The 18,348-nt window shown below is 69.1% G+C and carries 11 protein-coding genes; 5 read left to right on the top strand and 6 right to left on the bottom strand.

Annotated elements, in window-relative coordinates:
- Positions 1-51: 51 nt before the first annotated feature.
- The 3 genes from QSK32_RS35890 to QSK32_RS35880 are packed head-to-tail and all read left to right on the top strand — an operon-like array spanning position 52 to position 3,486.
- Entirely contained in the window at positions 52-1,464 is a 1,413-nt protein-coding gene (locus QSK32_RS35890; RefSeq protein WP_285474427.1) for a family 2B encapsulin nanocompartment shell protein, read from the top strand.
- Positions 1,465-1,468: 4 nt separating this feature from the next.
- Entirely contained in the window at positions 1,469-2,626 is a 1,158-nt protein-coding gene (locus tag QSK32_RS35885) for a family 2 encapsulin nanocompartment cargo protein terpene cyclase (protein ID WP_045746949.1), read from the top strand.
- Between the two features lie 2 nt (positions 2,627-2,628).
- Positions 2,629-3,486 carry a geranyl diphosphate 2-C-methyltransferase gene (locus QSK32_RS35880; RefSeq protein WP_211275573.1) on the top strand — a complete coding sequence of 286 codons (858 nt, stop codon included), beginning with the start codon at positions 2,629-2,631 and terminating at the stop codon, positions 3,484-3,486.
- Between the two features lie 46 nt (positions 3,487-3,532).
- Here the strand turns inward: QSK32_RS35880 and QSK32_RS35875 are convergent, their stop codons facing one another.
- On the bottom strand, positions 3,533-4,360 hold the full coding sequence (locus QSK32_RS35875; RefSeq protein ID WP_285474426.1) for an SDR family NAD(P)-dependent oxidoreductase: 828 nt from the start codon (positions 4,358-4,360) through the stop codon (positions 3,533-3,535).
- Between the two features lie 122 nt (positions 4,361-4,482).
- Here QSK32_RS35875 and QSK32_RS35870 point away from each other — a divergent pair, with 122 nt between their 5' ends.
- Complete coding sequence (locus tag QSK32_RS35870) at positions 4,483-5,436, top strand: helix-turn-helix transcriptional regulator (protein WP_285474425.1); 954 nt, start codon at positions 4,483-4,485, stop codon at positions 5,434-5,436.
- On the opposite strand, the gene QSK32_RS35865 is transcribed toward QSK32_RS35870, so the two are convergent.
- The 5 genes from QSK32_RS35865 to QSK32_RS35845 form a co-directional block, all read right to left on the bottom strand.
- Positions 5,418-5,951 (bottom strand): HXXEE domain-containing protein, encoded by a 534-nt coding sequence (locus QSK32_RS35865; RefSeq protein ID WP_285474424.1) that lies wholly within the window; start codon positions 5,949-5,951, stop codon positions 5,418-5,420. The genes QSK32_RS35870 and QSK32_RS35865 overlap by 19 nt on opposite strands.
- Positions 5,951-8,719, bottom strand: a complete 2,769-nt coding sequence (locus QSK32_RS35860) for a beta-ketoacyl synthase N-terminal-like domain-containing protein (RefSeq protein WP_285474423.1) — start codon at positions 8,717-8,719, stop codon at positions 5,951-5,953. The genes QSK32_RS35865 and QSK32_RS35860 overlap by 1 nt, the downstream gene beginning before the upstream one ends.
- Positions 8,716-11,694: a non-ribosomal peptide synthetase gene (locus tag QSK32_RS35855; protein ID WP_285474422.1), complete on the bottom strand. Its 2,979-nt coding sequence runs from the start codon at positions 11,692-11,694 to the stop codon at positions 8,716-8,718. Before QSK32_RS35855 ends, QSK32_RS35860 begins: the two co-directional genes overlap by 4 nt.
- 251 nt (positions 11,695-11,945) lie before the next feature.
- Positions 11,946-14,942, bottom strand: coding sequence for a non-ribosomal peptide synthetase (locus QSK32_RS35850; RefSeq protein WP_285474421.1), 2,997 nt, complete (start codon positions 14,940-14,942; stop codon positions 11,946-11,948).
- A 424-nt stretch (positions 14,943-15,366) separates the two neighbouring features.
- Positions 15,367-16,539 carry an MFS transporter gene (locus QSK32_RS35845; protein WP_285474420.1) on the bottom strand — a complete coding sequence of 391 codons (1,173 nt, stop codon included), beginning with the start codon at positions 16,537-16,539 and terminating at the stop codon, positions 15,367-15,369.
- Between the two features lie 135 nt (positions 16,540-16,674).
- On the opposite strand from QSK32_RS35845, the gene QSK32_RS35840 reads away from it, so the two are divergent.
- On the top strand, positions 16,675-17,349 hold the full coding sequence (locus QSK32_RS35840) for a phosphatase PAP2 family protein (protein ID WP_285474419.1): 675 nt from the start codon (positions 16,675-16,677) through the stop codon (positions 17,347-17,349).
- Positions 17,350-18,348: the final 999 nt, after the last annotated feature.

The raw sequence follows: 18,348 nt of genomic DNA, 5'->3' as shown, positions 1-18,348 counted from the left end.
GATAGAACGGCCATGACGTAAGCCCACATTCAGTATGAAACGGGGCCTCACATGACTAGTTCCCTGAAAACGCCGGAGGAGCTCCAGGAGGAGCACCAGAAGCGCAAGAGCCTCAGTACCGCCGCAGCGCGGAACCTGGCGCACACCACCAAATCGGTGCCGCAGATGCAGGAGATCACCTCCCGGTGGCTGCTGCGCAAGCTGCCCTGGGTGGAGGTCAACGGCGGTACCTACCGGGTGAACCGGCGAATGACATATCAACTCGGCGACGGGCGCATCACCTTCACCAACACCGGCGCCACCGTGCAGGTCGTCCCGGTCGAGCTGCGTGAACTGGCGCTGCTCACCGCGATCGAGGACGAGGAACTGCTCGGCGCGATCGCCGGCCGCTTCGTCCAGCAGGAGTTCGAGCCCGGCCAGTCGATCGTCGAGTTCGGTTCGATGGCCGACAACCTCTACCTGATCGCGCACGGCAAGGTCGACAAGATCGGTGTCGGCGCGTACGGCGACCCGGTCAGCCTGGGAGTGCTGGCCGACGGCCAGACGTTCGGCGAGCAGATCCTGATCGAGGACGAGTCGATCTGGGACTACACCGCCCGGGCGATGACCGCGGTGACCCTGCTGGTCATGCCGCGGACCGCGTTCCGCGAGCTGACCGCGAACAGCGACCTGCTGCGCAACCACGTCGAGAACTTCCGCAACAAGGCCCGCCGACCGCAGAACAAGCACGGCGAGGCCGAGATCGCGGTCGCCGCCGGCCACAAGGGCGAGCACCCCCTCGACGGCACCTACGTCGACTACGAGCTCGCCCCGCGCGAGTACGAACTGAGCGTCGCGCAGACCGTCCTGCGGGTCCACACCCGGGTCGCCGACCTCTACAACGAGCCGATGAACCAGCTCGAGCAGCAGCTGCGGCTGACCGTCGAGGCGCTGCGCGAGCGCCAGGAACACGAGCTGATCAACAACCGCGAGTTCGGCCTGCTGCACAACGCCGACCTGCGGCAGCGCATCCATACCCGGGGCGGCCCGCCCACCCCGGACGACTTCGACGAGCTGCTCAGCATGCGCCGCTCGACCAAGTTCTTCCTGGCACACCCGAAGGCGATCGCCGCGTTCGGGCGGGAGTGCAACAGCCGGGGCATCTACGCGCCGCCGGTGGAGATGGACGGGCACACCGTCCCGGTGTCCTGGCGCGGCGTGCCGATCCTGCCCAGCTCCAAGATCCCGGTCAGCGACACGCACACCACGTCCATCCTCGCCATGCGGGTCGGCGAGCAGGACCAGGGCGTCATCGGCCTGCACCAGACCGGCCTGCCCGACGAGTACCAGCCCGGCCTCAACGTCCGCTTCATGGGCATCAGCGAGGAGGCGATCATGTCGTACCTGGTGAGCGCCTACTTCTCGGCGGCGATCCTGGTGCCGGACGCGGTCGGGGTGCTCGAACACGTCGAGCTCTCCCACTGACGCCGTGTCCACCGCGACGCTGAGCGCCGCGCCGTCCAGCACCGAGGAACTCGCGTCCGCCATCCTCACCAACCTGGACAGCGCTCCGCCAGGGGATCTGAGCCTGCTCGTTCCGCCCGGATGGAGCCGGCCCGGCGGGGTCGGCACGTCGGCGGCCCGGGCCTTCCTCGGGCCGTTGGCGGCCGGCCCGGTCCCGGGCGAACTGTTCTGCCCCGGCGCGCTGCGCGAGGACCCGCTCCTCGCCGACCTGGTCGACGACCAGGTGGTGGCGTGGGCCGAGCAGGTCGGCATCTATCCCGGACGGCTGGACAAGCTGCGGTCGTGCCAGTTCGGCCGCTACATGACCCTCGCCCACCCGGCGGTCAACGACCCGGACCGGCTGCTCGCGGCCACCAAATGCCTGGTCGCCGAATGGGCCACCGACGACTACTACATCGACGAGGTGGAGTTGGGCGCCGACCCGGCAGTGGTCGGCTCACGCCTGGCCAACCTGCTGACGGTGATCGACCCGGCCCAGCTCGTGCCGCGATACGGCATGGACCTGGACGAGTACCACCGGATGCAGCCGATCTCGGAGGCCTTCCGCAGTGCCGTCGAGCACCTGTCCCGGTACGCGTCGACGGCCCAGCTGGGCCGTTTCCAGCACCAGATGGCCACCCTCTTCCTGGCCTGGACCCAGGAGGCGGACTGGCACGTCAACCGCCGGACGCCGGAGGTCTGGGAGTACCTCGTCCAACGGCATCTCAACAGCTACCTGCCGCCGATGATCCTGATCGACGTGCTGGCCGGCTACGAGCTGCCCGCGCACGAGTTCTACCACCCACAGGTCCGCAAGGCGTTCACCACGGCCGGCAACGCCGCGGTGCTCGTCAACGACCTGTACTCGGGATCGAGCGAGTCGGACACCGACTTCAACCTGCCCACGGTCCTGATCGCCAACGAGGGCCTGAGCAGGCGGGAGGCCGTCCTGCGCACGGTCGAGATCCACAACGAGCTGATGCAGACGTTCGTCTCGCTCGCCGCCCAGCTCAGCGCGACCGGATCGCCGAACCTGCGGCGCTTCCTGGCCGACACCTGGGCCTGGCTGGGCGGCAGCCGGCGGTGGCACGCCACCACCGGCCGCTACAACACCGCTTCTTCCTCCACCAACGACGGGAGCTGACCATGACCAGCACGATTGAGAGCCCGGTCCTGCGGACGAACTTCGAGAAGTCCGTCGCCGAGTACTGGAACACCAACCGCATCGACCCGGTCAACCTGCGCCTCGGCGAGGTCGACGACCTCTACCACCACCACTACGGCGTCGGCGAGCCCGACCTGAGCGTGCTGGAGGGCCCGGCGGACACCCGCGACGAGCGGATCATCGCCGAGCTGCACCGGCTGGAGAGCGCCCAGGCCGACCTGCTGCTCGACCATCTCGGCCCGATCCAGCCGCACCACAAACTCCTGGACGGCGGCTCCGGCCGGGGCGGCACCAGCATCATGGCCAACCGGCGGTTCGGCTGCGAGGTGGACGGCGTGTCCATCTCGGAGTACCAGGTCGGGTTCGCCAACGAGCAGGCCGCGAAACGGAAGGTGGCCGACAAGGTCCGCTTCCACTTCCGGAACATGCTGGAGAGCAAGCTGGAGACCGGCTCCCGGCAGGCGATCTGGACCAACGAGACCACCATGTACGTCGACCTGCAGGACCTGTACCGCGAGTTCGCCCGGCTGCTCACCTTCGGCGGCCGGTACGTGTGCATCACCGGATGCGCCAACGACGTGACCGGCCTGCGGTCCAAGTCGGTCAGCCGGATCAACGAGCACTACACCTGCGACATCCACCCGCGCAGCGCGTACTTCAGGGCGCTGGCCGACAACGGACTGGTCCCGATCAACGTGATCGACCTGACCGCGGCCACCATCCCGTACTGGGAGCTGCGCGCGAAGTCGTCGGTCGCCACCGGCATCGAGGAGCCGTTCCTCACCGCGTACAAGGAAGGCAGCTTCCACTACCTGATGATCGTCGCTGACCGCATCTGATCCTTCGCCGAAGGCGCGGCCGGGAGAGCCCGGCCGCGCCTTCCGCCTATCCGACGTCGGTGCCCAGCGCCAGCGCCCGGCCCGCCTCGACATCCTCGGTGAGAGCCTTGATCCGGGCCTGGGCCAGGCCGTGGGAGTCCGAACCGAGCAGCTGGTGCAGCGGGGCGCCTCCCCCGCTGCCGACCGCGATGATCGCGGCGGCCACCTTGACCGGGTCGCCCAGCTGGGTGCCCGGCATGGCCAGGTGCGCGGTGGTCATCTCGCGGATCGCCGCGTACCCCTCGACCGTGCTCGCCGGCAACCCCAGCGAGTGGGCCCGCAGGAAGTCGGTCCGGGTGTAACCCGGCTCCACCAGGTTGACCTCGATGCCGAACTCCGCCACCTCGGCGGCCAGCGACTCGGTCAGGCCCTCCAGGGCGTATTTGCCGGCGCAGTAGAGACCCCAGCCGGGGAAGGCGGTCAGCCCGAGAATCGACGAGACGTTGACGACGTGCCCGGCCCGGCGCTCCCGGAACCCGGGCAGGACGGCGCGCAACACGTTCCAGACCCCGAAGACCTGCACGTCAAACATGGCCCGCGCCTCGGCGTCGGTGACCTCCTCGACAGCACCGAGGAAGCCGTAGCCGGCGTTGTTGACCACCACGTCGACCGGGCCGAAACGCTCGCCGGCCGCGGCGACGGCGGCGGCGACAGCCCGCTCGTCGGCGAGATTCAGCTCGATCGGCAGCAGCCGCTCGTGGTTCTCGACACCCAGCGCCCCGAGCAGGCGGGGCGCCGAGCGGGTGGTGGCGGTGACGCTGTCGCCCCGGTCCAGGAGCTGCGTGACGAGCTCCAGGCCGAGACCGCGGGACGTTCCAGTGACAAACCAGTTCATGCCGGGAATCCTGCGTCCGGGCCGGGGCCCGCGGACACCGCCGGACCGGCCCAGCCGTGCCGGGGAACGCCATGCCCACCCAGGCCCTGTCCACCGGGCTCCGGCGGCGTCACGATGGAGGCATGACGCACGCGGACCTGGGCGACTTCCTGCGCCGATGCCGGGCCGACACCGCCCCCGACCAGGCCGGCATCCCGGTGGGCGGCACGCTCGCCACCCGCCGGGTCCGCGGCCTGCGCCGCGAGGAGGTGGCCCAACTCGCCGGCGTGAGCGTCGACTACTACACCCGGCTCGAGCAGGGCCGGCACAGCAGCCCGTCGGAGGCGGTGCTGGAAGCGCTGAGCCGGGTCTTCGGCCTGGACCAGGCCGGCCGGGCGCACCTCGCCGACCTGGCCCACCCGCCGCGCCACCGCGACACCACCCCGCCGGCCCAGCGGGTCCGCCCGGCGATGCAACAGATGATCGCGTCGATGACCGGGCACCCGGCGTTCGTCATCGGCCGGCGCACCGACGTGCTCTACGCGAACACCCTGGCCAAGGCGCTGCTCACCGACTGGACGACACTCCCGCCGAAACACCGCAACTACACCCGCTGGGTGTTCCTCGACCCGGCGGCCCGCGCGGCGTACCCGGACTGGCCGGCGGTGGCCGCCGACGTGGTGGGCACACTGCGGCTGTACGCCGGGCGGTATCCGGACGACCCGCGGCTCAGCGAACTGGTCGGCGAGCTGACCATCAAGAGCCCGGAGTTCCGGACCTGGTGGAACGGGCGGGCGGTGCACGAGCGTACGCACGGCACCAAGCGGATGCTGCACCCCGCGGTCGGCCCGATCACCATCCGCTACGAGGCCCTGACCCTGCCCGGTGACGAGGACCAGACCCTGTTCATCTACACCACCGACCCGGGCAGCCCGTCGGACGACAACCTGCGCCTGCTCGCCCTCTACGCTGAGTCGCCTGGCCTCGCTCCGCTCGGCGGGGATCGCGCCCATGATGCTGATCTTGGGACGCCGAAGAGCGTGGCGCCCCAAGATCAGCGGACGCGATCCCACGGGGACTACTGGCCTACCAGGTAGGAGGCGGCCAGGCGGGCGAGGGCGACCACCGGCACGAACAGCAGCGCGCCGGCGACGGCCGCCGTGAGCAGGCGACGGCCGTCGGTGAGGCCGCGGCGGCGGAGCCAGAGCACCGCCGCCACGCTGTACGGCACGACCACCACGACCGACGTCACCACCCCCGGCGTGTACGCCCCGAGCAGCACCGCCGAGGCGATGTGGCCCACGCCGTGCACGCCGAAGCCGAGGACGCCCAGCTGGAACAGGAATCCGCGGCCCCGGGTGCGGATGCCGTCGGCGGCAGCGACCGCCATGACCACGCCGACCAGGGCGACGGCCACCGCGAACTCCCCCGGCGTCGTCGACGCCAGCCGTTCGGCCACCGCGGACGGCAGCCGGTCGCTCACCTCGGAGGTGGTGGCGCCGACGGTGGCCAGTTCCTCGGCGTCGTGCACGCACCACGCCAGGAACAGGCCGGCGGTCACCAGCAGCGGCATCCGGTCGGTACGGGTGGGGTTCGCGGTGACCATCGACATCAGACCTCCAGCACCCGGTTCCAGGCCTCGCCGAGTGCTTTCACGTTCGACGGGTCGGCGAACATCGTGTAGTGGTCACCCGGCACCGGTTCGATGCGCAGGGTGCCGGTCAGGTGGGTACGCCACGGCCCCTTGCCGACCCGTTTGATGCGCAGCCGGTCGAGCAGTTCGGCGTCCTCCGCGTCGCTGGCCTCGAAGATGGTGACCGGTCCGTCGTACGTCTCGTCGGGGTACCACCGCTTGAGGACACTGTGGTTGTGCTGCCACACCCGCATGAACCGCCGGTAGTCGCCGAGGACCTGTGATGCCGCCCCGGGCAGCCGGAGCAGGCTCAGCGCCTCGTCCACGCTCGCCGGCGGGTCCGCCGCCGGGTCCACGGTGATGCCGAAGATCTGCTGCATGAGCAGCGGGAAGGCGGCCAGCACATCACTCTCGTCGATGCGTCCACCGACGTACGCCTCCGGCGGGTGCGCGTCGAACATGATCAGGTCCTCCGTCTTCTGTCCGAAGGCCCGCAGCCGCAGCGCCACCTCGACCGCGACGTTCCCCCCGAAAGAATATCCGGCCAGCCGGTACGGGCCCTCGGGCTGAACGGCCCGGATCGCGTCGATGAAATGCTCGGCCAGGACGCGGATGCTCGCCACCTCTTCGAGCCGTTCCATCGGGAACGACAGGGTGTACAGCGGATCGGTGCCGTCGAGGTGCCGGGCGAGCTGGTAGTAGCAGAAGTTCGTACCGCCGGCCGGGGGGAAGAAGAAGATCGGCGTGCCGCTGCCGACCCGGAGTCGTTCGGCGACGGCCAGCGGGCGCCGGCGCGGCATCGCGGTGACCTCGATCGGCTCGGCGGACGGGTCGGCGGGCGCGGTCAGGAACCGGATCACCGACGCCGGGCTGCGCAGGTTCTCGAAGTCCTGCAGCGACATGTCCCGGTCGAGTCGTTCCCGCAGTTCGGCCACGATCTCCACGGCGGTCATCGAGTCGCCGCCCAGGTCGTAGAAGTCCCCTTCCGGGTCCAGGCCGGGCACGCCCAGGTGGCGGCTCATCACCTCGGTCACCGTGGCGGCCACGTCGCCGGGCACGGCCGGTCCGCCGGCGCCGCCCTTGACCTGCGCCTCCGCCCAGTGGCGTTCGCGCAGGAACGCGTACCCCGGAACCGGGATCCGCCGGGCGTCCGGGGCCGCCTCCGGCAGGGTCCCGTCGGCGAGCCACCGTTCGGCGTCCGGGTGGGCTGCCGGGATCTCACCGGCCGCGACGAACGCGGTCAGGATCTGCCGGGTGTGCGCGACGTCGCGGGCGACGAACGCCAGACGGTGGGCCAGCCGGGCCCGGCCCCGCAGCAGGGTGTACGACAGGTCGGCGAACCGCACGCCGGTGTGCCGGGCGAGGTGTTCGAGCAGGGTGCCCGCGGTGCGTTCCAGGCCGGCCCGGTCCCGGGCGGAGAGGACGATCAGCCGCGGCTCGTGGTCCGGCACGACCGGCCGTCCGGGCGGCGCGACGGCGAGCACACAGTGCACGTTGGTGCCGCCGAGCCCGAACGAGCTGACCGCCGCCGCTTCGATCGGCGTCTCCGGTTCGGTGGCCTGCAGCGGGATGCGGTACCGCTCCTCGTCCAGTTCGATCGCCGGGTTCAGGCTGGTCAGGTTGACCTGCGGCGGGATGGTCTGGTGTTCCAGCACCAGCACCGTCTTGATCAGCCCGGTGACTCCGGCCGCCGCGTCGAGGTGGCCGACGTTGGCTTTGATGCTGCCCAGTGCGGTGGGTTCGCGCGGGTCGGAGCCGTCGTCGTAGGCCCGGGTCAGCGCCCGGATCTCGATCGGGTCGCCGAGGGCGGTGCCGGTGCCGTGTGCCTCGATGTAGCCGACGTCGGCGGCCCGCAGCCCGGACCGGTCCAGGGCTTCCGCGATGATCCGGCTCTGTCCGCGGGGGCTGGGCGCGGGGAAGCCGGCCCGGCGGGCTCCGTCGTTGCCGACGGCGCTGCCGCGCAGCACGGCACGGATCGGGTACCGCCCGGCGATGGCGTCGTCGAGGCGCATCAGCACGACCACCGCGCAGCCGTTGCCCTTGACCGTGCCGGCCGAGTCGGCGTCGAACGGGCGGCACCGGCCGTCCGGTGACAGGATGCCGCCGGTCTTGTGCCGGTACCCGGCGTTCTGCGGCAGGGTGATGCTGACGCCGCCGGCCAGGGCCGCGTCGCAGTCGCCGGACCGCAGCGCCTGCGCGGCCAGGTGCACCCCGACCAGGGAGCTGGAGCAGGCGGTCTGCACGCCGACGGTGGGCCCGGTCAGGTCCAGTTTGTACGCCACCCGCGAGGCGAGGAAGTCCTTGTCGTTGCCGACCAGCATCGGGTACGCGAGTTCACTCTCGGTCCCGTCGAGCAGGTGGTTCATCAGGTAGCTGCTCATGCTGGTGCTGGCCCAGACTCCGATGTTGCCGTCCAGGTCGGCCGGGTTGAGGGCGGCGTTCTCCAGTGCGCTCCAGGCACATTCCAGGAACACCCGGTGCTGTGGGTCCGTCAGGCGCGCCTCCTGGGCGGACATCCCGAAGAACCCGGCGTCGAACCGGTCGGGTTCGGCGAGGTCGGCGACGCGCGGCACGAAGCCGGGCTCGGCGGCCTCGTCCGGGTCGACGCCGGCGGCGCGCAGTTCGTCCTCGGTCAGGTCCCGGATGGTCTCCCGGCCGCCGACGACCGTGGACCAGAGCTCCGCGACGTCGGCAGCGCCGGGGAAGCGGCCGGCCATGCCGACCAGGGCGATGTCGATGCGGTTCACCGGGACTCCTTCAGATCGGCCAGGTAACGGGCCAGCGCGTTGATGGTCGAGTACTCGAACAGGTCGACCATCGAGATGTCGTCCATGACGAACCGGTCGACGAGGCGGCGGTGGATCTCGGCGACGTGCATGGAGGTGCCGCCGATGTCGAAGAAGTTGTCGTCGTAGGAGAGGGTGTCGATGCCGATGACCTGCCGCCAGATCTCGGCGATCTCGTCGGCGTGCGGCACCACGGATGCGGGCACCGCGCGCATGGTCTGGGTGGGGATCGTCAGGGCCGCGTCGTCGACTTTGCCGTTGAGGGTCAGCGGGAGACGATCGAGACGGCAGAAGAGCGAGGGGATCATGTACGGGGGAAGCAGCGGTTTCAGCGCTGTCCGGACGGTCCGGTCGTCGAGTTCGTCGCCGACGAGCCAGGCGACGAGTCGCGGTTCGGCGCCTTTCTCGTCGAGCCGCACCACGCATTCCGACACTCCAGGGACGGCGTGCAGCGCGGCTTCGACCTCGCCGAGTTCGATCCGGTATCCCTTGAGTTGCACCTGGCGGTCCGCACGTCCGAGGTAGACGAGGGTGCCGTCGGGCAGCAGGGTTCCCAGGTCACCGGTCCGATACCAGCCACCCGGCAGGAACCGCTGCGCCGTCTTCTCCGGATCCCCCAGATAACCGTCCGAGACACCGTCCCCGGCGACGAGCAGTTCACCGGTAACCCCGATCGGGCAGGGTCGCAGATGCCGGTCGACGATCCGCACCCGCAAATCAGCGAGCGGACGACCGATCAGACTCCGGGTCTCCTCCACCGACGACGGCGTGAGCTCCTGGAACGTCACGTGGACGGTCGTCTCCGTGATGCCGTACATGTTCACCAGACGGGCACGATCACCCATCAACTCGTACCAGCGACGCGTGGAACCGAACGGCAGCGCCTCACCACCGAAGACCACCTCACGGACCTTCAACCGGGCCGCCTGCTGCGGAGTCAACACGCCCAGGAGCTGCCGGAACGCCGACGGGGTCTGGTTCAGGACGGTGACACCACGCTTGACCAGGAACTCCGCGAAATCAGCCGGATTACGACGGACCCGATCCCCCACGATCTCCAGACGACCACCATGCAACAACGCGCCGTACATCTCCCACACCGAGAAATCGAACGCGTAAGAATGAAAAAGACACCACACATCATCCGGACCGAACGTGAAATGCTCCGCCGACGCCGCGAACAACCGCAACACATTCCGCTGCGTGACCTGAACACCCTTGGGAACACCCGTCGACCCCGACGTGAAGATGACATAAGCGTGCCGGGACGGCGCCACCGACAACGGCCCGGCGTCCGGCAGGGCCAGCATCCGGTCCGTGTCCTCGCGGGTCACCACGGGCAGCTCGGCGAACTGCGCGGTGATGTGGGCGAATCGCTGCGGTGGCGTGTTCGGGTCGAGCGGCACATAACACTTGCCGGCTTTCAGCACCCCGAGCAGCGTCGCGATCAACTCCGGCGACGGCTGCATCCGAACCGCGACGTACTCCCCTTTCACGGTACGCACGAGCTCGTGCCCGATCCGGTCCGAGGCGTCGTCCAGCTCGCGGTACGTCCATTCCCCGACCGCGGGACGGTCCGGATGTTCGCGCACCACCGCGGCGAAGGCGTCCGCCAGCGACGGCGGGGTCGCGAACTCGGCCACGCCGGACAGCCCGTCGATCCGGGCGAGTTCCGCCGGACCCACCGCACAGACCTCGGACAACGGCACCGCGGGGCCGGCCGTCACCGCGTCCAGCACCGCCGTGTACAGGTCGACCGGCCGGGCCGCCTCGAGTTGGTGCGAGTGTTCGACGTGCAGCCAGATCCGCTCGTCGTGCTCCTCGACGTTGACGGTGAGCGGGAACATCACCTGGCTGCGGTCCAGTGACAACGGCTCCACCGTGCAACCGGTCAGCGGGACCTCCAGCGCCTCCTTGTAGTACGTGAACGTGCTAGCCACCGTCAGCCGTGCCGGCGGGTTGTCGAACACCTCGGCGGCGTGGGCGGTCAGGTCGAAGTTCTGGTACCGCAGCATCCGCGAGGTGTGCAGCGCGAGCGCCCGGCACAGCGACGGGAAGTCCGGATACGCACTCAGGTCGATCGCCACCGGCAGCGTGTTCACGAAATACCCGTACGCCTCACGCTGCCGCTTTCCACGCCGATTCGCCAGCGGGACACCCACCACCACGTCGTCGCGCCCCGTCAGCGCACCCTGCAACAACGCCTGCGCGGCCAGGAAGAACGGGAAACGCCCGATCCCGGCCTCGTCCATCCACGCGGTCACCCGGCGCATCCGGTCCGGTTCCAGCAGCACGTGCCGCCGGTGCCCGCGGATGGTTCCGTCCGGACCGCGGTGGCCGGCCAACTGCTCGGGGGTGAGCGAGGTGACCGCGTGCAGATTGTCGCGGAAGAAGGCGATGGCGTCCGCGTCGTCGCACGGCTGCGCCGGGAAGGACGCCGGGTCGAGCCTGGTCTCCGGCACGTCGGCGTCCAGGTCGTCGTAGAGCCGCGACGCCAGCCGGAACACGTTGTAGTACGTGTACGCGTCGGCCACCACGTGCGCCGCCCGGATCACCAGGTAGACCAGGTCACCGCCGTCGCTGTACAGGTCCACCCCGGCCAGCGGGAAGATGTCCGGCGGCATCGGGGTGTCCACCTGCTCGGCGACCCGGCGCAGCAGTTCCGCCTCGCCACCCGGGGGAAGCGGGCGGACCGGGACGTGGTGCTCGCCGGATCCGTGCCGGAGCAGCACCGGCTGCCCCCGGTGCAGAGGAAAGGTGGTGTTGAACGCCTGCACGCATTCGAGCAGTCGCACGGCGGTCCTCCGCAGCCGTGCCAGGTCCGCGCCCCGCACCCGGTAGGCGAATGCGAGATTGTAGGAGGAATCCTTGGGAAAGATCTGGTGGTGGGTGAGAAGCTTTCGTTGCGCAACAGTGAGAGTGTCGTTGCTGGACACGACTGTTGAGGTCGACACAGTTCCCCCGCTTTTTGTCACATACAAACTCTCAGGGCCCCTTCGGCATCTGGGGAATGCGGTCGTGAGGAACGAGTGGGAAAATCCGGTCGACCCTGACCGGTTTCCGGCTCACGACTGCAGGTAGACATTCGCACGCGCCCGCCGTCCGGCGCATTTCGACATTCCGGCGTTTACCCCGGGCGGATTACATATCCCGGCGGAATTCTCTCTCCGGTGGAAGAGGAGAGGAATCAGATGTTCCGCAGATCCGTGAGATAACCGGCGAGGGAGTTCACGGTCGGGTACTCGAACAGGTCCACCATCTTGATGTCGTCCACGACGAACCGGTCGACGAGGCGGCGGTGGATCTCGGCGACGTGCATGGACGTGCCGCCGATGTCGAAGAAGTTGTCGTCGTAGGAGAGTGATTCGATCCCGATGACCTGCCGCCAGATCTCGGCGATCTCGTCGGCGTGCGGCACACCGGTGGACGGCGCCCGCGTCTCCTCCGGGACGGACACGGTCAGTGCGGCGTCGTCGACTTTGCCGTTGGCGGTCAGCGGGAGGCGTTCCACACGGCAGAAGAGCGAGGGGATCATGTACGCGGGAAGCAGCGGCTTGAGTGCCGCCCGGATCGCCCGGTCGTCCCGTTCGCCGGTCACCAGCCACGCGACGAGTCGCGGTTCGGCGCCTTTCTCGTCGAGTCGCACCACGCATTCCGACACTCCAGGGACGGCGTGCAGCGCGGCCTCGACTTCACCCAGCTCGATCCGATATCCCTTCAACTGAACCTGGCGATCCGCCCGGCCCAGATAGACCAGAGTTCCGTCCGGCAGCAGACTTCCCAGGTCACCGGTCCGATACCAGCCACCCGGCAGGAACCGCTGCGCCGTCTTCTCCGGATCACCCAGATAACCGTCCGAGACACCGTCCCCGGCGACCAGCAGTTCACCGGCGACGCCGATCGGGCAGGGTCGCAGATGCCGGTCGACGATCCGCACCCGCAAATCAGCCAGCGGACGCCCGATCAGACTCCGCGTCTCCTCCACCGACGACAGCGTGAGCTCCTGGAACGTCACGTGGACGGTCGTCTCCGTGATGCCGTACATGTTCACCAGACGGGCACGATCACCCATCAACTCGTACCAGCGACGCGTCGACCCGAACGGCAGCGCCTCACCACCGAAGACCACCTCACGGACCTTCAACCGGGCCGCCTGCTGCGGAGTCAACACACCCAGGAGCTGCCGGAACGCCGACGGGGTCTGGTTCAGGACGGTGACACCACGCTTGACCAGGAACTCCGCGAAATCAGCCGGATTACGCCGGACCCGATCCCCCACGATCTCCAGACGACCACCATGCAACAACGCGCCGTACATCTCCCACACCGAGAAATCGAACGCGTAAGAATGAAAAAGACACCACACATCATCCGGACCGAACGTGAAATGCTCCGCCGACGCCGCGAACAACCGCAACACATTCCGCTGCGTGACCTGAACACCCTTGGGAACACCCGTCGACCCCGACGTGAAGATGACATAAGCGTGCCGGGACGGCGCCACCGACAACGGCCCCGGAGACGGAACCGCCAGCATCCGGTCGGCATCCGCCCCGGTCACCACCGGCAGGTCGGCGAACTGCGCGGTGATGTGGGCCAGCCGCGCCGACGGTGCCTGCGGGTCCAGCGGCACATAGCACTTGCCGGCCTTCAACACCCCGAGCAGCGTCGCGATCAACTCCGGCGACGGCTGCATCCGAACCGCGATGTACTCCCCCGTCACGGTACGCACGAGCTCGTGCCCGATCCGGTCCGAGGCGTCGTCCAGCTCGCGGTACGTCCAGTCGCCGACCGCGGGACGGTCCGGATGTTCGCGCACCACCGCGGCGAAGGCGTCCGCCAGCGACGGCGGGGTCGCGAACTCGGCCACGCCGGACAGCCCGTCGATCCGGGCGAGTTCCGCCGGTCCCACCGCACAGACCTCGGACAACGGCACCGCAGGGCCGGCCGTCACCGCATCCAGCACCGCCGTGTACAGGTCGACCGGCCGGGCCGCCTCGAGCTGATGCGAGTGTTCGACGTGCAGCCAGATCCGCTCGTCATGCTCCTCGACATTCACCGTCAACGGGAACATCACCTGGCTGCGGTCCAGTGACAACGGCTCCACCGTGCAACCGGTCAGCGGGACCTCCAGCGCCTCCTTGTAATACGTGAACGTGCTGGCCACCGTCAACCGTGCCGGCGGATTGTCGAACACCTCAGCCGCATGCGCCGTCAGGTCGAAATCCTGGTACCGCAGCATCCGCGACGTGTGCACGGCGAGCGCCCGGCACAGCGACGGAAAATCCGGATACACACTCAGGTCGATCGCCACCGGCAACGTGTTCACGAAATACCCGTACGCCTCACGCTGCCGCTTTCCACGCCGATTCGCCAGCGGAACACCCACCACCACGTCGTCACGCCCCGTCAGCGCACCCTGCAACAACGCCTGCGCGGCCAGGAAGAACGGGAAACGGGCGATGCCGTTCTCCTGCATCCACCCGATCAGCCGGCCGGAACGCGCGCTGTCGAGCAGGATTTGACGGCGGCGGCCCCGGATCGTGCCGTCCGGACCCCGGTGGTCGGCCAGCTGCTCGGGCGTGAGCGAGGTGATCGCGTGCAGGTTCTCCCGGAAGAACGCGACCGCCTCCGCCACGTCGCTCCGCGGCACGCCGGGGAACGACAGCGGCTCCAGCAGCGCGTCGCTGACGTCGGCGTCCAGGTCGTCGTAGAGCCGCGACGCCAGCCGGAACACGTTGTAGTACGTGTACGCGTCGGCCACCACGTGCGCCGCCCGGATCACCAGGTAGACCAGGTCACCGCCGTCGCCGTACAACTCGACGGCCGCGAGCGGGAACGTGTCCGGTGGCATCGGAGCGTCCACCTGGGCGGAGACCCGGCGCAGCAGCTCCGCCTCGCCACCCGGGGGCAACGGACGCACCTGGACGTGGTGCCCGCCCGGCCCGTGCCTCCGCCGCACCAGCCGCCCCCGATGCAGAGGAAAGGTGGTGTTGAACGCGGCGACACATTCCAGAAGACGGACCGCGGTGGCGGTGAGACGGGGCAGATCCGCGCCCCGCACCCGGTAGGCGAATGCGAGATTGTACGAAGAGTCGTCGGGGAAGATCTGGTGATGGGTGAGCAGCTTTCGCTCCGCAACGGTCACCATCTCGGTGCTGGGCGCAACTGTCGGAGCCGACACGGTTCCCCCGCCTTGTCATGAATCCCAGAAAGCCTCGCGGCGCCTGGTTGAACACGATGTCCGAACGGGCGGAATCCGTCGACCTTGACTGATTTTCTGACCCCTGCCGTCCCCGCTTCTCGAGACGGCGGACTTTGCCCGGCCGATCGCGATGCTAGGACATTCGGAACACAGTGTGCCGTGACAACTCCGAAATTGCCCGTGGGCCACACTTCAGGGGTCACCGCGGACACCGGATGATATGCGCGACATTATTCGGAAAACGTCCCGGGCGGTGCCGGGCGTGCATTACCCTTCCGTCGCCCTCGAACCGGATCCCGCCATTCGTACGCTCAGCGGGGCGCCGGACCGGACGACCGTCCACCCCGGGGTGTCACCCGCGCGCCTGTCACGCCACCGGCACGCATCCGCCCATCGGGGACGTTCACGTCCCCGATGGAACCGTGGCACGCACGGGCCGCAGACAGACGGCGGCGGCAGACGCGGCGACGACGGCCACCGCGGCGAGCACGATCCGCCGGTCGACCGTGGACAGCAGCACGGCACCGAGAGCCTGACCGGCGGCGATCGGGACGAAGGTGAACAGGTTGACGGCGCCGGCGACCCGTCCGAGACGCTCGGTGGGCACCTCCCGTTGCACCGTCGTCGCGATCGCGATCAGCACACACGGCAGGGACACCCCGGCCAGCAGGGCGGACGCCAGCACCGGGACCGTCGCCGGCACCGCCCGCAGACCCAGGCTCAGGGCGAACACGGCGATCGCCGCGCCGACGAACACCTGCGCCCGGAACCGGCGCTGCAGCGGACCGGCGAGCAGGCCACCCGCGATCGCACCGGCCCCCTGCACGGCGGAGAGCACCCCGGCGTACGCCGGCGCGTACCCGAGACCGTCCTTGATCACGGCGAACAGCATCGCGCCGCTGACGCCACTGGTGAACGTCACCGCCGCCCCACAGAGGACGAGACGGTGCAGAGCCGGGTAGTCGCGAAGCCCGCCGGCGGACTGCGGCACGCTCCGGTCGTACCCCCGAGGATGAAAGCGCAACATGAGGCACAGGGCCGCGGCAGAGAGGAAGGTGACCGCGTCGAGGACGGCGACACCGGCACCGCCGGCGATCGTGAAGAGACCGGCGCCGACCAGCGGCGCAACCAGCTTCACCCCCTCGGAGATCGACATCCGCAGGCCGTTGACGTCACCGAGCAGCTCGCGGTCGACCGCGGCGGGCAGGACCGCGGTCTCGGCGGCGTCGAGGACGACGAAGCTGACGCCGTAGAGCAGCATCACCACGAAGATCAGCCAGACCTGGTCGGCGCTGCGGACCAGCAGAAGACCGAACAGGATCAGCCCCATCGCCAGGTTGACGCCGACCAGCACCGCCCGGCGGTGCGGGGTCCGGTCGACGAGGGCGCCGAGCAGGGGTGCGACCAGTGTCGGGGAGTACATCAGGAAGCCCACGGCGGCGGCCAGGCTGCTGGAGCCGGTCAGTGACATCACCCAGACTCCGGCGACAAGGATCATCGCGGTGCTGCCGAATCCGGAGACGAGAACAGCCCCGAGGTACACGGCAGCATTCCTGTTACGCAGGAGTTGAGTCATGAATACTCAAACTAGCCGCGGATCCTCGCGCACATTGTCAATTTTTCGTTGACGCCCCGGGCCGACCCCCAGGTGTCTCACAGGTGAACAGCAATTAAGATCCAGGCAAATCGCCCCCTGGGACGAAAGGCTGACATGGGTCTGCTGCCACCGGCGTTCTCCACCGAGCTCTACCGCGACGTCGTCGGCGTGGCAACCGCCTCACCAGCCTGGGTGCAGGACTTCATGCGCCACTTCACCGAACTGTCGATCATCCTGCTGATGCTGCTGTGGCTCGCCGCCTGGTGGCGCGCCCGCAGCGCCCCCGCGACGACGATGGCGCTGGCCCTGGTCGGCCCGGCCGCCGGCGTAACCGCCTACCTGACCAGCGAAGTCGCCAAAACCTTCCTCACCGAAGAACGCCCCTGCCGCGCGGTAGGCCTACCGATCGTCGCCGCCGAATGCCCACCGGTCGGCGACTGGTCCTTCCCCAGCAACCACTCGACAATCGCCGGCGCACTGTTCATCGCCGTCTTCCTCGTCTCATGGCGCCTAGGCATCGCCGCGATGATCGTGGGGACGTCGGCCGCGTTCTCGCGCGTCTTCGTAGGCGTGCACTACCCGCACGACGTGCTGACCGGCTTCTTCCTGGGCGCCACCCTGACAGCCCTGGTCACCCTGCTGGTGCTGCGCCCCGCAACCCGAGCGGTGACGTTCCTGCGCGCGGTACCCGCCCTACGGCCCATCCTGGCAACCCCCGCCGCCATGGTGCCGGCCACCGTCCGGGCCGAACGCCCGTTGGCCGGCACCGGAACCCGCCACCACCGCTGAACAGGCCCCACTCCCCGCCCGACCACCGGCAGGCCGCCACCAGAACCCGCCGCCACTACCGAACAGGCCCCATCCAGCCCGACCACCCGCAGGCCGCCACCACCGCTGAACAAGACTTCCTCCCAGGGCGCCACCATTACTGAACGTGTCCGGTTCCCGCTCTCGGTCTCACCCGCGAACAGCGGACATCAACAACCCGGCGCCGCACAGCCCTCCCCCGCCGACGCCACCACCGCATCCCGTTCAGTGCACCGAACAGCGCGTATGCGATCGTCACCACCGTCAGCCATCCGCTCACCACCAGCACTGGACCTACGCGCGTCACCACCGTCAGCCATCCGCTCACCACCATTGGCCATATACGCGTCGTCACCGTCAACCATGCGCTCACCAGCACTGGCCAAACGCGCGTCATCGCGGGCGCCTACGACGGTGACGTAGCCCGATCAATCATCGGGTGCGCCCACCGCCCGCCAAGGCCGGGCCAACGAACCCACACCCTTGATCGGGTGCACTCACCGCCTGCGAGGAGCTGCCAGCGCACCCGATCACGTAACTGGGTTCGCCCACCACCCATTCAAGACAGGTGAGCACCCCCAACCCCTTGATCGGGAACGTTCACCGCCCGCTGGAGCTGCCGACGCACCCGATCAAGCGACCGGGTACGTCAGCCACCCGTTCAAGACAGGCCCGCGCTCCCGATCTCTTGATCGGGTGCACTCACCGCCCGCTGGAGCTGTCAGCGCACCCGACAACCAGCTTGGGTACGCCCGCCTCCCCCGGGAGCGGTCAGCGCACCCGACAACCAGCTTGGGTACGCCTGCCTCCCCCGGGAGCGGTCAGCGCACCCGAGCTCTGATCGGGGACGCACACCGCCCTCTGGAGCTGCCGACGCACCCGATCAAGTAAGTGGGTGCGGCCACCACCCGCTGAGGTTGCCAGCGCACCCGATCATGCGACTGGGCATGCCTACCACCCATTCAAGACAGGTGAGCGCCC

Source organism: Actinoplanes sp. NBRC 101535 (assembly GCF_030269225.1).
Classification (GTDB): domain Bacteria; phylum Actinomycetota; class Actinomycetes; order Mycobacteriales; family Micromonosporaceae; genus Actinoplanes; species Actinoplanes rectilineatus.
This window is presented reverse-complemented; position numbering and strand designations above follow the sequence as displayed.

Excerpts from the sequence above, each read along its gene's own strand:
- QSK32_RS35840 (WP_285474419.1), top strand. The coding sequence starts at position 16,675 with ATGGGTCTGCTGCCACCGGCGTTCTCCACCGAGCTCTACCGCGACGTC.
- QSK32_RS35890 (WP_285474427.1), top strand. The coding sequence starts at position 52 with ATGACTAGTTCCCTGAAAACGCCGGAGGAGCTCCAGGAGGAGCACCAG.
- QSK32_RS35865 (WP_285474424.1), bottom strand. The coding sequence starts at position 5,951 with ATGTCGATGGTCACCGCGAACCCCACCCGTACCGACCGGATGCCGCTG.
- QSK32_RS35875 (WP_285474426.1), bottom strand. The coding sequence starts at position 4,360 with ATGAACTGGTTTGTCACTGGAACGTCCCGCGGTCTCGGCCTGGAGCTC.
- QSK32_RS35845 (WP_285474420.1), bottom strand. The coding sequence starts at position 16,539 with ATGACTCAACTCCTGCGTAACAGGAATGCTGCCGTGTACCTCGGGGCT.
- QSK32_RS35870 (WP_285474425.1), top strand. The coding sequence starts at position 4,483 with ATGACGCACGCGGACCTGGGCGACTTCCTGCGCCGATGCCGGGCCGAC.
- QSK32_RS35880 (WP_211275573.1), top strand. The coding sequence starts at position 2,629 with ATGACCAGCACGATTGAGAGCCCGGTCCTGCGGACGAACTTCGAGAAG.